The 14,409-nt window shown below is 60.6% G+C and carries 14 protein-coding genes; 3 read left to right on the top strand and 11 right to left on the bottom strand.

Annotation, left to right across the window (positions count from 1 at the left end; genetic code table 11):
• Nucleotides 1–11 precede the first annotated feature (11 nt).
• From FVV99_RS00675 to FVV99_RS00630, 11 genes are all read right to left on the bottom strand, one after another.
• The gene (locus tag FVV99_RS00675; RefSeq protein ID WP_236645248.1) at nt 12–1,187 is read right to left on the bottom strand and encodes a lipocalin-like domain-containing protein; all 1,176 of its coding nucleotides are present in this window, start codon (nt 1,185–1,187) and stop codon (nt 12–14) included.
• On the bottom strand, nt 1,184–3,673 hold the full coding sequence (locus FVV99_RS00670) for an FtsX-like permease family protein (protein ID WP_236645247.1): 2,490 nt from the start codon (nt 3,671–3,673) through the stop codon (nt 1,184–1,186). The genes FVV99_RS00675 and FVV99_RS00670 overlap by 4 nt, the downstream gene beginning before the upstream one ends.
• Complete coding sequence (locus FVV99_RS00665) at nt 3,670–4,335, bottom strand: ABC transporter ATP-binding protein (protein ID WP_148252083.1); 666 nt, start codon at nt 4,333–4,335, stop codon at nt 3,670–3,672. Before FVV99_RS00665 ends, FVV99_RS00670 begins: the two co-directional genes overlap by 4 nt.
• Before the next feature lie 112 nt (nt 4,336–4,447).
• Nucleotides 4,448–5,554, bottom strand: coding sequence for an SMP-30/gluconolactonase/LRE family protein (locus tag FVV99_RS00660; RefSeq protein WP_201744996.1), 1,107 nt, complete (start codon nt 5,552–5,554; stop codon nt 4,448–4,450).
• Nucleotides 5,555–5,684: 130 nt separating this feature from the next.
• A complete protein-coding gene (locus FVV99_RS00655) occupies nt 5,685–6,704 on the bottom strand; it encodes a metal ABC transporter solute-binding protein, Zn/Mn family (RefSeq protein WP_148252082.1) in 1,020 nt (339 codons plus the stop codon).
• 44 nt (nt 6,705–6,748) lie between these two features.
• Complete coding sequence (locus FVV99_RS00650) at nt 6,749–7,639, bottom strand: metal ABC transporter permease (RefSeq protein WP_148252081.1); 891 nt, start codon at nt 7,637–7,639, stop codon at nt 6,749–6,751.
• Complete coding sequence (locus tag FVV99_RS00645) at nt 7,639–8,364, bottom strand: metal ABC transporter ATP-binding protein (protein WP_148252080.1); 726 nt, start codon at nt 8,362–8,364, stop codon at nt 7,639–7,641. Before FVV99_RS00645 ends, FVV99_RS00650 begins: the two co-directional genes overlap by 1 nt.
• Nucleotides 8,364–8,513, bottom strand: coding sequence for a hypothetical protein (locus FVV99_RS18610; RefSeq protein ID WP_201744995.1), 150 nt, complete (start codon nt 8,511–8,513; stop codon nt 8,364–8,366). Before FVV99_RS18610 ends, FVV99_RS00645 begins: the two co-directional genes overlap by 1 nt.
• A gap of 259 nt (nt 8,514–8,772) precedes the next feature.
• Nucleotides 8,773–9,780, bottom strand: a complete 1,008-nt coding sequence (locus tag FVV99_RS00640) for a TRAP transporter substrate-binding protein (RefSeq protein ID WP_161598941.1) — start codon at nt 9,778–9,780, stop codon at nt 8,773–8,775.
• A 42-nt stretch (nt 9,781–9,822) separates the two neighbouring features.
• Nucleotides 9,823–11,100, bottom strand: coding sequence for a TRAP transporter large permease (locus FVV99_RS00635; protein WP_148252078.1), 1,278 nt, complete (start codon nt 11,098–11,100; stop codon nt 9,823–9,825).
• A gap of 12 nt (nt 11,101–11,112) precedes the next feature.
• Nucleotides 11,113–11,634 carry a TRAP transporter small permease gene (locus FVV99_RS00630; RefSeq protein ID WP_161598940.1) on the bottom strand — a complete coding sequence of 174 codons (522 nt, stop codon included), beginning with the start codon at nt 11,632–11,634 and terminating at the stop codon, nt 11,113–11,115.
• Nucleotides 11,635–11,777: 143 nt separating this feature from the next.
• Here FVV99_RS00630 and FVV99_RS00625 point away from each other — a divergent pair, with 143 nt between their 5' ends.
• The 3 genes from FVV99_RS00625 to FVV99_RS00615 are packed head-to-tail and all read left to right on the top strand — an operon-like array spanning nt 11,778 to nt 14,375.
• Nucleotides 11,778–12,713, top strand: a complete 936-nt coding sequence (locus FVV99_RS00625; RefSeq protein WP_161598939.1) for a dihydrodipicolinate synthase family protein — start codon at nt 11,778–11,780, stop codon at nt 12,711–12,713.
• A gap of 28 nt (nt 12,714–12,741) precedes the next feature.
• Nucleotides 12,742–13,380, top strand: a complete 639-nt coding sequence (locus tag FVV99_RS00620) for a GntR family transcriptional regulator (RefSeq protein WP_148252075.1) — start codon at nt 12,742–12,744, stop codon at nt 13,378–13,380.
• A 41-nt stretch (nt 13,381–13,421) separates the two neighbouring features.
• Nucleotides 13,422–14,375: a phosphoglycerate dehydrogenase gene (locus FVV99_RS00615; RefSeq protein WP_148252074.1), complete on the top strand. Its 954-nt coding sequence runs from the start codon at nt 13,422–13,424 to the stop codon at nt 14,373–14,375.
• Nucleotides 14,376–14,409: the final 34 nt, after the last annotated feature.

The following is a 14,409-nucleotide window of genomic DNA, read 5'->3' as shown; positions in this document are numbered from 1 at the left end:
TGTGCGCCCATTCAGTAGCCAGTCATCTCGAGATAGCCGACTCCCGAGTGGCTCCCTTCCACGGTGACATCGCCTTCCCAGTAGGGGAAGACGGTGTCCATCCAGCGCTCGGGGTTGCGTGCCTCCACGGTTACGTCCAGGTCCTGGCCGGGCAGGCGTAGTTGCCATTGGGTGGGTATCTCGCGTTTGGCTACCGAACTATGTTCCGTCGGGATCAGTTCGATGGTGTCATTGGCCAGGTCGGTTACATCGCCATCGGGGCTTATCCAACTGCCGGAGAGATAATCCTCGCCGTCGTCGCCGCCTCCGCGCATACGGAAGGCCATCAGCTTGTGGCCATCGTTCAGATGCAGCGAGAACCAGTCCCATCCTTGCTGAGTCGGTCCCATGATCTGGCTGCTCCATTCGCGATCGAGCCACGCCTGCCCGCTGACGTTGCGTATCTCGCCATCGATCTCCACCTGTCCCTCGACTCGGTAAAAAGGCTGGCTGTAGTAGAAGGAGCCCTGGCCATCGGCGGTCTTTTGACTGAAGCCATTGTCGCCATGCAGCACGAGTGGACCTTCTGCCGTGAGATCAAGGCGGTAGCCGAAGGTACTGTCGTCATCGATACCGCGGGCGGACACGGTCAGCGCATCGAGGCCATCGCCATTTGGTGCGCGGCTTCTGAGTTGCCAGTTATCCAGCCAGGCCGCGAACGGCTGGGCCTCGACACCTGCCTGGCCCTGCTGGTCCGGGGCCGGCTTGCCGCGGGCGAAACGTTCGTCGAGCCAATGCGAATCCGGGGTGGAAAGAGCCGCATGTGCCATCCATAGCTGGTCGGTCGTCCATGGTGAATCGCCGTTATCGCCTGCCGTCTCGTCGTTGGGGGAGGCCAGTGCCTGGCGGAATAGCGTCCACTGTATGCCCAGCGGCTCGCCCTGGGTGTCGTGCAGGTTGGCGGTGAGATACCACCATTCGATTCGATAATTCGGATGCGGGCCGTGATCGTCCGGGAAACGCAATTGATGACTGGGCTCGGCCCTGGCGAACGTCTCCGTTTCTTCCCCGAGACCGGCGAAACTTTCCGGGGGCGAATCATCACTTCGCTGCTGGAGCAGCAGGACCAATGCGAGCATGACGAGCAAGCCGATCGTGAGCCATACCCGGCGCGAGGTAACCAGCCTGCGCAATCGTGTGAACCTCATGAGGCGTCGAACTCTCTCAGTAGATGTCCGGGGGGCAGGCGCCACAATCGCCAGGCCGGCAGCAGGGCCGCCAGCAGGGTGACAGCGACTGCCAGGACCAGGGTCGTGGCGATGTGTTCCGGGAATACATGCAACGGCAGACGCCAACCAAAAGCCGCGACATTGATCTTGGCCACTAAACTCCAGGCTAGCGCCAAACCGAGGGGAACGGCCAGGCACGCCGTGATCAGAGCTGTGCCGCCGAGCTGGCATAATCCGATACCGGTCAAGCGACGGCGTGACACCCCCTGAGCCCAGAGTGGGGCCAACTGTCGGCGCCGCTGTGGTGCCTGTGCCAGCAGGCTCGTCAGCAGCGCGATACCGGCGACGCCCAGTGTGAGGCCATTCAGGGCACGCGTAATGGCGAAAGTCCGTTCGAAGATCGTTCGCGACTGCTGCTTGAGTGTTGCCTGGTCGATCAGGCTGTCGCGGCTGATGCCGAAATGCTGGCTCAGCTCGTCACGTAGCGCGCTGATATCGGTGGCCCGGCCAGGAGGAAGCACGAGGCCGATCGAGCCTGGCGGCGCCTGGAATCGCTCGATCAATCGCTCTGTCGTCAGCATGACCTCGCCACGCGGGTTACCGTAATCGGCATACACGGCGGCCACCTGGAAGGCCCGGGGGCCCTGAGGCGTACGCAGAGTCAGCGTCTCACCCGGTGACAGGGCAGAGGACAAAGCCAACTGTTCGTTGATCATCACCGCGCCTTGCTGAAAGGCCGGCCAAGGGTCGTTGCTTATGGCGTCGAGCAACGGCCAACGCTCCCGCAGACGCGGATGGGGAGTGACACCGTATAGGCCGACGGGCTGAGCGGTTGACTGCATTGGCGTGTCGATCAGTCGGGTCTCGCTGTCTCGTGTCGGTAACAGGGCGTCGATACCGTCGCGTTCGCGCAGCCAATCGGCGACTGCTTCGTAGCGATCCGCGGGCGGGCGCAGGTACAGGTCAGCCACCAGGCGCTGATCCAGCCAGTCAAGAAACGTCAAACGGAAACCGTCGACCATGCTGCTCACGCCAAGGTTTGCCGACAGTGCAATGAGTAACGCCATCATCGCGACTGACAAACGCGGCAACTGCAAGTTCACATCGGCGAATGCCCACTGTGCCAGGGGCCGGTGCCGGAGGGTTCTCGCCAGCACAGCCAGGAGACTGGCCAGCAACGGTGGCAGCCATAACGCACTACCCAACAGCGCGGCGGCGATCATGGTGAACCCCAGCGTCAACCCTGCCCGCGGTGGCAGCTGGTGAAGCCATCCCCCGAGTCCTATGGCGAGCAACCATAGCAGGCCACCCGCCACTGCCATGCCGGTGAGTTGCCGCTGGAAGCGCCCATGCCATGCCTGACTGCGTCCCATGGCCAGGATGTCGAGCCGCGCCGCGTGCCACAGTGAACTGGCTCCGGCGGTCAGGAGCCCGCCTAGTGTGACGGTCAGTCCTCCTGCCCAGTAATACCAGGGCAGCGACAGTTCATCACCCAGGCGTTCCCCGTAAAGGGCTTGTAGACTGGCGGCGACATCGGGCAGCAGCCATTGTGCCAGCCAGACGCCGCTGGCAATCCCAGCCATCGCACCGACCAGTCCCAGAATCAGCAATTCGGTGGCGAGTAGCGCGACCAAGGGGCGTCCCGGCAGCCCCAGGGCCCGAAGGGTTCGCATCAAGCCCAGCCGCTGTTCCAGGGTCAGGCTGAGGGCCGCATGGACGATGAACAAGCCCACGACCAGTGCCAGTAGCCCCATGGCGGTCAGGTTCAGGTGGAAGCTGTCGGTCAATTGGCCAGGGGCTGTCAGGTTGTCGGCCGAGTGCCGGATCCATTCATCGGGAAGGCTGAGTGTCGCCTCTGGCGCAATGACGAGATGGCTCGGTCCGGACGCTTCGAGCAGCACCACGGCGGCGGCGATATCCATGACGGCAAGCTCGGGGGGCAGCGTCCGGTCGGTCGCCAGTGGCGGCATCGTGCCGCCAGACGCGAGTGTCGGGGTGGCACCAGGTTCGGCGGATAACGTCGCCAGGGTTTCGGGGGCGACACGGGTACGGTAGGGCGGACGCAGGAAGCGGAGCAGCGTTTCGCTCGCTTGCGCGGCACCGAGGCCGCCGCCTTCGGGCAGTGTCAGCGGGTCGATACCCAGTACCGGCAGCCGGGTGCCATCCGCCAGTTCGACCTCCCCTTCGACCATCGGGGAAACGGGCGCGCCGTCGCGCCGCAATGTCAGGAAGTCCTCGTAACGCAATGGCTGCCCATCGCGCCGCTCGATACGGTCGAGTTGTTGGCTGAACAGCGCTTCGGCCCGGGCATAGCTGTCACGTGCCGAGGCATTGATCGCTTGTACGCCACTCCAGAGCGCGCTTGCCACCCACAAGCCGACGAGCAGCATGACAAGTTGCCCGGGATGACGGCGATAGTGCGAGAGTAACGTGAGCAGAGCGGTGCGATAGGCGGCCAGGCTCACGGTGTGGCCTCCATCAATTGCCCGTGACTGAGGCGCAGGCAATGGTTCAGCGGTGCAGCCACGCGTGGGCTGTGGGTCACCATCAGCAGCGCACAACCACTGTCGGCGACCAGCGCCAGCAACAAGGTCAACACCTCGTCGGCACTGCGTTCATCGAGATTGCCGGTGGGTTCATCGGCCAGTAACAAGTCGGGACGTACCGCCAGCGCCCGGCCGATGGCCAGACGTTGCTGCTGCCCGCCGGAGAGTTGCTCGGGATAGCGGTCGCGCATTCCGATAAGCCCCAGGCGGCCCAGCAATTCGTCGGTCCAGGCGGAATCTTCGCGGTCGGCGAGACGCGCTTGCAGGCGCAGGTTGTCGCTCACCGAGAGGCTGGGCACCAAATGGAATGCCTGGAATACCAGCCCCAGGCGATGACGACGCAACGCCGAACGCCGTGACTCGCTCAGGGTGTCCAGGGCCTGGCCGGCCAGTATCACCCGGCCGCTGTCCGGTACATCGAGGCCGGCTGCCAGGTGCAGTAGCGTCGACTTGCCACAGCCGGATTCCCCCATCAACGCCAGGCTATCTCCAGCGGGCAGGCGCAAGCTGATACCGGCGAGTACCGACAACGGCCCCTGAGGTGTCGCGTAAGACTTGCTGACATCACACAGTTCGAGCATGGCCTTGCCTCGCGTATCCAGGCGCTCCGATCATGCCAGGCATCGTCCCATAAAATAGGCGCCATCCGAAGATGGCGCCTGTCACGTGTCGATCAAGGAGTGAGGGGGCCGCTCAATTATCGTTGGCCCACACTGCCACGCCCTGTGTCTCGACGTAGACCGAATAGAGCGACTGGCTGCCGGTGATGAACAGCCGGTTACGGCGCTTGCCGCCGAAGCACAGGTTGGCGCAGGGCTCGGGTAGGTGAATCTTGCCGATCAGATCGCCGTCGGGGGCGTAGATGTGCACACCATCGTGATCGTCGGCATCGAACAGACCACCGAAGATGGCACCGCACCAGAGATTGCCATCCACGTCGACGGCCAACCCATCGACGAAACCGGCGCCGACATCGGTGAATTGCCTTTCATTCGTGATGCGGGTGCCATCGTCGACAACGTCCCACATCAGGATCTGGTGGGGATGTCCCTCGGTATGAGTGCCGCCGGTGTCGGAGACGTAAAGCGTGGAGTAGTCGGGGGAGAAGCCGATACCGTTGGGCTTTTCGACTTCCGCCATTTTTTCCACCTTGCCACTGTCCGGATCGATCCGGTAGACGGCTTCCGGTAGTTCGAACTCGTCGACATGCCCTTCATAGTTCATGAGGATGCCGTAGCCCGGGTCGGTGAACCAGATACCGCCATCGGGGTGGACGATGACATCGTTGGGCGCATTGAACGGTTTGCCGTCGTACTCGTCGGCAATCACCGTGACGCTACCGTCGTGCTCGGTACGGGTGACGCGCCGAGTATCGTGTTCACAGGTCAACAACCGGCCTTCGCGGTCGCGGTTGTTGCCGTTGGAGAAGTTCGACGGTTCGCGGAAGACACTGACCTCGCCAGTGGCTTCGAGCCAGCGCATCTGACGGTTGTTGGGGATATCGCTCCAGACAAGGTAACCGCCGTCGCCGAAATAGACCGGCCCTTCCGCCCAGCGGAAACCGGTGGCGAGCCGTTCGACAGCCGCATTGGCCAGCCGGTAGGGCGCAAAGCGGTCATCGATCACCTCGATGGCTGGATCGGGGTAGGAGACCAGTGAGCCATCCCACGGCCTGTCGTCCTGGGCGAGCAGGCCGGTTGGCTTGAGCGCGGCGGCAGCGCCTGTCGCTGCGGCGGCACCGAGAAAGTTACGGCGACTCAAATGGGCTTTGAGCATGGCGAGCCGAGGTGCATCCGTCATTATTATTTCCTCCTGTCATTGGTCGTCATGGCCCGGTGAGGTACGCCGGGCACGGCTGATGCGAGGAGACGAGTTAGGCTGCTTGTGATGCGAGCCGTTTAGAAGCGTAGTTGTAATCGGCGAGGTTTGCTCAATGTTCGTGGTCGTGATCATGTGTGTGGTCGCCGCCGTGGTCATGAGCGTCGTGGTGATCCGCATGCTCCGGGGCGGGCTCGGCATCGGCCAGGGCTGCATGCAGCAGGTCGGCATTGTGGCGCATCATGCCGAGATAGGTGCTGGCGTCTCCCGTTTCGGCCAGGGCATCGGCGTAGAGAGTACCGGCAATGGTCAGGTCGGCCTCTTCGGCGACCTGGTTCAGGGTGGATGGGTTGGTCATGCTCTCGTGAAAAAGGGCCTGGATGTTCTGTTCCCGAATGAGGTCGATCAACTCGGCCATGTCCGAGGCGGAGGGATCGACCTCGGTGGACAGTCCTGACGGGGAGAGGAAGCGTATGCCGTAGGCATCGGAGAAATAGCCGAAGGAGTCGTGTCCGGTAACGACGCTGCTGCCTGCGGGAAGGTCGCCGAGTCGTGTCTGGAGCTCGTCGTCCAGCGCTTTGATCTCGCCGATGTAGTGTTCGGCGTTATCGCGATAGTCGCTGGCGTGATCCGGATCGGCCTCGATCAAGCCATCCCGGATGTTTTCGACATAGGTCACCGCCAGCGATAGATCCTGCCAGGCGTGAGGATCGGCATCGCCATGAGCGGCATGGCCATCATGATCGTCATGTCCCTGGCTATGGTCGTGATCGTGACCGCCGTCGCTGTAATCCAGCGCCTCGATGCCGTCGGTGGCCGTGGTCAATACGCCATCGTAATCGCTGGATTTGATCAGGCGCTCCATCCAGCCCTCGAATTGCAGGCCGTTGAACACGACCAGATCAGCGTCGGCCAACGCCTGGACATGCTTGGGGCTGGGCGAGAAGACGTGGGTATCGCCATTGGCGCCCACCAGCGGGTCGACCTCGACATGCTCGCCGCCGACGTTACTGACCATGTCGGCCAGAATGCTGAAGCTGGCGGTGACCTTGATGTCCGCCTGGGCCAGTGCCGGTGTCATGGCAAGCAGCCCGGCGCCGAGAAGCTGGGTTGGAGAGAAACGGTGCGACATGATCGGGACTCCTTGCAAGCGTGTTGGACAAAGCGGGTGACGACTCAACCGGCCTCGCCGGTATCGAGCGGGGTGGCCGTGTGGCGGTGCTTGGCCAGTAGACTGTGGTGACGTCCCAACAGCGCCGACACGACATAGCCGACGCCGGCCAGCAGGATGATCGCGGGGCCGGACGGCAGCGACAGGTGATAGGAGAGCAATAGCCCACCCACACTGGCAGCGAGCGCCAGGATGACGGCAATACCGATCAGCCCTTCCAGCCGCTTGCTCCAGAAACGCGCCGTGGTGGCGGGCAACATCATCAGGCCGACGGCCATCAGCGTGCCCAACGTCTGGAAACCGGCCGTCAGGTTGAGTACCACCAGGCCGAGAAAAAGGCCATGTACCCAGCCGCTCCGGATGCCCTGGCCACGCAGGAACAACGGATCGAGACACTCGACCACCAGCGCCCGGAACATGACCGCGATGAGCATCACGATCAGACTGCTCATACCGGCGATCAGCACCAGCGCGGTGGTATCGACCGCAAGGATCGAGCCGAACAGCACATGGGTGAGATCCACGCTGCTGCCGCCGACCGAGACCAGCATGACTCCGGCCGCCAATGAGATCAGGAAGAAGCTGGCCATGGCCGAATCCTCCCGGTGGCCGGTCATCTGCGACACACTGCCGGCCAGGCCGGCGACCAGCAGCCCGGACAATACGCCACCGAGGCTCATCATCGGCAACGAGAAACCGGCCAGCAGAAACCCCAGTGCCACACCCGGCAGAATGGCGTGTGCCATGGCATCGCCGATCAGGCTCATGCCGCGCATCATCAGGAACACCCCCAGCGGAGGGGCCGCCAGGGATAACGCGAGGCTGGCGATCAGCGCGCGTTTCATGAAGCCGTAGTCGAAGGGAACCAGGAAGACAGTATCGAGAAAAGCCAGCATCAAGACGGATCCGGAAAGGCAAAGGGCAGAATGGGTTTGGTCTGCGGCATGGGATGGCCATGCTGGCGCTCGATAAGCTCCGCGGGTGTGCTCCAACGACCATGGCCGTCGGCCAGCACCAGCGCACAGTCGGCCAGACGGGCGAGCTGTTCCAGGTCATGCAGTACCACGATGATGGTGGTGCCATTGGCGGCCATGTCGCGCAGTACCTGGGTGATGACCTCGACGGTCTCGCGGTCGACGTTGGCGAACGGCTCGTCCAGCAGCAGCAATTCCGCTTCCTGCATCAGAGTCCGTCCCATCAGGGCGCGTTGGCGCTGGCCGCCGGAGAGCTCGCCCAGCGGGCGGTGGGCCAGCGACGAGATGCCTAACCGGTTCATCACCTCCCGTGCCTGTCGGTAATGCGGACCGCAATAGCCCTTCAGCGCGCCGTGGCTCGGCCAGGTGCCGGTCATGATCAACTCTTCCACGCTCATCGGGAAGGTCAGGTCCAGCGGCAACTCCTGAGGCAGCCAGGCGCGACGTTCGCGAGGGATATCGCAGTCGATTCGGCCGGCAATGGGCGTCAGCATGCCCATGATCGCCTGGATCAGTGTGCTCTTGCCGGCGCCATTGGCGCCGATCAGCGCCGTGATCGCGCCATCCTCGAAGGTGCCCTCAAGGTGTTCGAGTACCGTGCGACCGCCTTGCGCCAACTGCAGGTCGTGAAGCTGCAAATGTGACATCAGGCTAACCATCCCGCTGCCCACGCCACGGCCAGCCACAGCAGTGCCAGTGGCGCCAGCACCAGCAACAGCCGGCGGCGTGCCGACAGGGACATCAGTGAAAAATGGCAGGGCCCCTCGGGGCGATGCCGGTGATTGTGGTGCACCATGGTGATGAATCTCCGATAAAGCGGCTAAGTTATAACATAACAAAATGGGTGCCGCCAAGCGGGTCTGTCGCCTCGCTGGAAACTTCCGGTCGTACCGGTGGCGAGTGAGGCGTCATCGACGCATAGGCGCCGGCAAGCAAAGGCCGCTCATGAGAGCGGCCATGACAAAGGGGGCCAACCCGCCAACGGCGGAGTGCGATAACCGCTGCTACCTTGCAGCGGGCATGCCTCTTGTACAGATGGGGAACAAGGTCGTCGTTTAGTTTGTCGTGTTCTCGATGGATGTCATGAGACTGTCGACGATGTCGTCGCCGATGTCTTCACGCACTTGATCCTCGATCGGTGCCGTGGCTTCGCGAAAGGCGTCCAGCGCATCGGTATCCAGATCAATAAACTCCATGGATTCCTCCAACTCGGCACGCTGTTGGGACAACATCTCATCCTGAAGGTCCCACTGGAATGTTTCGGCCTCTGCAAGGGCATCGTCGACGACCTGCTGGAGATCGTCGGGCAACGAATCGAACCATTGTTTGTTGAGGAGATTGACGTTAGCCAGGAAGATGTGGCTCGTCGTCGTCAAGTAGTTCTGTACCTCATAGAATCGCTGGGAAAGGATATGGCCGTACGGGTTTTCCTGTCCATCGACGACGCCTTGTTGTAGAGCTCCATACAGTTCGGGGAAAGAGATTGGCGTCGGAGCCGCGCCAAGAGCCTCCCAGATTGCAACGGAATAAGGGTTTTCCGGCACACGGATCCTGAGATCGTTGTCACTAATATCCTCGAGCGTGCGTACCGGCGTATTTGAAGTCGTTAATTGTCGGAACCCACCATTGTAAAAGCCACCGAACTTTAGACCCCGGTCAGTGAGGATGGTCTTCATCCGGTCGGTGAACTCGCTATCGTTGAGAATCGTCTGGAGTGGTTCGCTTTGGGTAGGAAATATATAGGGAATTTCGAAGACGGCGAATTCGGGAATGAACTGTACCGCGCCGGAGGTCGATACCGGGACGAATTGGATATCACCCAGCAGCAGCGACTCCATGAGTTCCCGGTCCCCACCAAGTGCACCGCCTGGTTGATGTTGTACATCGATGCGACCATCGGAATTGGATTCGATGTCGTCGGCGATTTTCTCAAAGGTTTGATACAGAGGGTGTGATGTATCCGAAAGCCCATGGGCCAGTATCATCGTGTACTCTTGAGCCATTGCTGGTGTGGCAGTCAAAAGCGTCAGAAGTGACCCAGTTGCCAATGTCTTGAAGCTCATTTGCATTACTCCCTTTCCTTTTGTTGTTGTCCGGCGGGTTGACTATCCGCCGAGACTCGGTAGCCAGAGCGTGAGCCCGGGCCAGTAGGTAATGATCAGTAATCCCACGATCAGTAGTGCGACAGGGATGACGAGACCACGGCAGATCTGCATGACCGAAAGCCGTGTAATACCGCTGGCCACATAAATGTTCACGCCGACCGGCGGTGTAGCGAAGCCGATCGCCAGGTTCGTGACCATGATCAGGCCGAAGTGGGTGGGATCGATTCCATAGGGGGCAAGCACCGGCAACAGGATAGGGGTTAGGACGATGATTGCCGACAATGTTTCCATGACCATGCCTACGCCGATCAGAATGACGTTGACCAGCAAAAGCAGCATGATCTTTTCGTCGATGGCGCCACCAATGAAATCGCCGATCGCTGCCGGTACCTGCAGTAGGGTCAGGACTCGTCCTAGTGCTGCGCCGGTGCCGGCTATGATCAGAATCGGCGCAATGGTCAGCGCGCTTCTTACCAGCACCCTCCCCAGACCGCTGACGTTTAATTCGCGGAATACGAACATCGAGATCACGGTCCCGTAGAGACAGGCAATGGCGGCAGCTTCAGTGGGTGTGAATGCCCCGGTGTAGATCCCCCCGAGAACGAAGACCGGAGCGAGCAGTGCCCAGAAACTATCCTTCAGCGCTGTGAAAAAGCTGATGGTGCCTGCGGTCGAGGTGATCGTGTCGGCGTGACGTCGTCCATATATGTGGGCATGTACCATCAGAAGACCGCCCACCAGTATGGCCGGCAGGATGCCACCAATGAATAAGGCGGATACCGATACGTTCGCCGCCATGCCGTAGATGATCATCGGTATCGAGGGCGGAACGATCACGCCCAGAGTCCCCGCTGCGGTGACTAGCGCGGTCGAGAAACGGAGGTCGTAGCCGCGATCGTTGAGTAGAGGAATCGCCATGGAACCGATCGCTGCTACAGTGGCTGGTGAACTGCCCGAGATGGCGCCGAACAGCATGCATGCAGCCACCGATGACATGGCGAGCCCGCCTCGGAATCGTCCGAACACGGCGTCTGCGAAGGAGAACAGGCGCCGTGCCAGCCCTCCTTGCGTCATGATCTCGCCGGCAAGAATGAATAGTGGTACTGCCAGCAGAGGAAAACTGTCCAGCGCGGTGACGATGGAGCGTACCACTTGCCCTGGATTGGTAGCGGCACCGAGCCAGCCTGGCAGCAACGCAGCATAACCGAGAGCAAAGGCAACCGGCACTGTCAGCGCCAAGATGACGAGGAAGAAAATGAGCGTATAAACGGCGAGCATCGGATGATCTCCCTAGATCTGACGGCTGTCCACTGGGTCGATGTGGCCGACCGTGTCTTCATCGTTCCAGTTGCGCAGCAACAGCCAAGCGGCCTGCAACGAGCGCAGTAGAGCCAGACCTAATCCTACGGGCACAGCCGCATAGACCATCCACATTTGCAGCCCTAAACCTGGGGAACTCTGACCGATCATGGCGATGCGCCGGGTCAGCGGAATGCCGTACCAGACCATGAGAATGAAGAACATAGCGGAACCAACCAATGCGACCAGGACGAAGAACTTCGCAGTTCGTGGGCCAAGCATCGCTGGGGCGAGGTCGACCGATATATTGCGCCCTTCTCTTACCGCAAGACTGACACCGAGGAAGGTGCACCAGATCAGCAGGTACCGTGCCAGCTCTTCCGACCAGACCAGCGGTGCTCCGATGATATAGCGGAAGAACACCTGCGCGATGAGAGTGACAACCAGGACAAGCAGAATGGCGGCTACCAAATATCTTTCAAAATTACGCTCAAGGCCACGCAGTAGTCGCATGGGTCGCCCCTCCTTTCGGTCATGGCATCGGCGAGCAATCGAAGAGATTGTTATCATGCTGTGAGACGACTAACATGTTAGTTGAAAAATAACCGATATCAATGCAACATTTTGCTAATTGCATGCCATCGAGGGATTACTTCATGAATGATTGTATTCAGCCGGGTCACTCTGGAGAGATGTCGGAAAATGCCCGGATGCGAGGGGCAAAGGGACATATGTTTGGCGTCTTTCCGGCGATGGTGACCCCGTTCCGTGACGATGGCAGTATTGATATAGAGCGGGCCACGGCGCATGCGTCGCGCTTGATCGCCAGGGGGGCGGACGGGGTGACGCTGTGTGGCACCACCGGAGAAGGGGCCTCCATCGGTATCGAAGAACGTACCCGGCTACTCGATGGTGTCTTGGGTGAGGGAGTAAGTCCCGATTCGGTGACCTTCTGCGTGTGTGCGACATCAGTCGATGAAGCGGCGCACCAGGCAAGCCTTGCGCTCGATCGTGGTATCCGCAAGCTGTTGCTGACTCCCCCCTTCTATTTCAAAAGCATTAGCGATGACGCCTTGTTCTCTTGGTGCGAAGCACTTTTTGAACGAATCAAGCACGCGAATCCGCAAGTGATCCTCTATCACATACCGCAGGTGACCCAAGTATCGTTTTCTCATGCACTCATTCGTCGCCTGAAGCAGGCGCATGGCGATCTTGTCTTCGGCGTCAAGGATAGCGCCGGGGTGTGGGAGAATACCGAACAGTTATTGAAAATGGACGATATGGCGATTCTTGTCGGTGACGAGCGCCTGCTGGCGCGTGCCGCTCCTCTGGGTGGTGCCGGTGCAATCAGCGGCATTGCCAATATCCTGCCGGAGCGAGTTTCCCGCCTGGTCCATGAGGGCGAATCGGATAGTCAGCTCGATACGCTCGTCGATGAGATCGTTCAGGCACCAGTAACGCCGCTAGTGAAGGCACTGGTCGGGGAACTCTTCGATGAACCAGGCTGGGAGCGAACTCGGCCACCGCTGGATCCGGCCGATCCGCAACAGGTGAAACGGCTTGCTGCCTATGTTCGTTCCTTCGTAGGGTAAGCCCAGTTTTCATTAGGAGCGACACGAGATGTCACTGCGCGAACAGGCTTACGACAGCTTCACGACCCATCTGTTATCCCGCAGGATTCTGCCGGGACAGTTCATTTCCCAGCGTGAACTGACACAGATTCTTGACGTTCCCCTGGGGGCCGTACGCGAGATGATTCCCCGGCTGGAAGCCGACGGGTTGATCCGCACCATGCCGCATCGAGGCCTGCAGGTCGCTCCGGTGGATATGGGCTTCATACGCAACGCTTTTCAGCTACGGCATATGCTCGAGCGTGAAGCGGTGGCTGAATTTGCGGTCAATGCGCCTGCCGAGGAGATCGAGAGCCTGAGGAAAGCGCATGAAGAGGTGCGCGCCCAGGGGGTAGAAGGCGTCACCCCTGAGCTACTCGCTCATGCACAGGATATGGATTGGCGGATGCATCAGCGGATGGTCGATGCGTTGGGTAACGAGTTGGTCTCGGGGATCTACAGGACGAATCTTATCAAGATACGGCTGATCCGCAGCGAGGATACTCGAATGCTACCTGAGCTGCTTGTCGCGGTCATGGATGAGCATCTAGCCATTATCGACGCCTTGGCGAATCGCGATCCGCAGGCGGCAGTACACGCCCTCGATATGCATATCGATAGCGCCAGACAACGTGTCCTCAGGATTTAGGCTATGGCCTGCCCGTGTTCCAGAAATCAGGGAGAGACCCTATGACAAAGCGTGTGCTCGTTACCGCAACGGACTATTCCCGCAACTGCCCCGATGCCAAGATGCAGCTTGAGGCCGAGGGCTTCGAGGTGGTCGAGAATCCTTTCGGGCGGCCGATGACCTTCGATGAGCTGGCTCAACGGGTAGGCGAGGTCGATGCCGTGATTGCGGGTGTGGATACCTGGGACGAGACGGTGTTTTCCATTGCCCCTCGGCTCAGGATCATCGCCCGTTTCGGCGTCGGTGTGGATAATATCGATATCGATGCGGCGAAGCGCCATGGTGTGGCTGTGACCAATGCCCCCGGCGCCAATGCCAATGCCGTAGCGGAGCTCACCCTGGGACTGATCCTCTCTTCGATGCGTTCGATCCCTAAGCTCCATAATGCCGTCCGGCGCGTCGAATGGGACCGGACCGTAGGCCACGAACTGACCGGCCGAACGGTCGGCCTGCTGGGTTTTGGCAACATTGCCCGGAAGGTAGCGCGCAAGCTATCGGGTCTGGACGTTTCGCTCATGGCCTACGACAAGTTCCCAGATGAAGATGCCGCTCGTGCACTTGATGTGACGCTGAAGGACATGGATGAAGTGATCTCAAGCGCTGATGTGCTCTGCATGCTGCTACCGAGCCTGCCTGAGACAAAAGGGATCATGGATGACTACCGTTTCGCGCAGATGAAAGAGGGGGCCATTTTCGTGAATACCGCTCGCGGAGCTCTCGTTCAGGAGACGGCGCTCAAGCAGGTACTGGACAATGGCCACCTCGGTGGCGCCGCGATCGACGTCTATGAGGTTGAACCCGCTTCGGCCGATAATCCTTTATTCTCGACCGAGCGCATCATCACCACGCCCCATACCGCAGCCGAGACCTGGGAAACCTTCGAGGCCGTGGGTGCCGTTACCGCCCAGGCAATCGTCGACCTGTTTTCAGGATCCGAACCCGTCAATCGCCTGTAGGCGGGCCGGCACTGGTCCATAGCAACAGGCCGAC

This window comes from Aidingimonas lacisalsi (assembly GCF_008079445.1).
In the GTDB taxonomy this organism is placed as follows: Bacteria; Pseudomonadota; Gammaproteobacteria; order Pseudomonadales; family Halomonadaceae; genus Aidingimonas; species Aidingimonas lacisalsi.
This window is presented reverse-complemented; position numbering and strand designations above follow the sequence as displayed.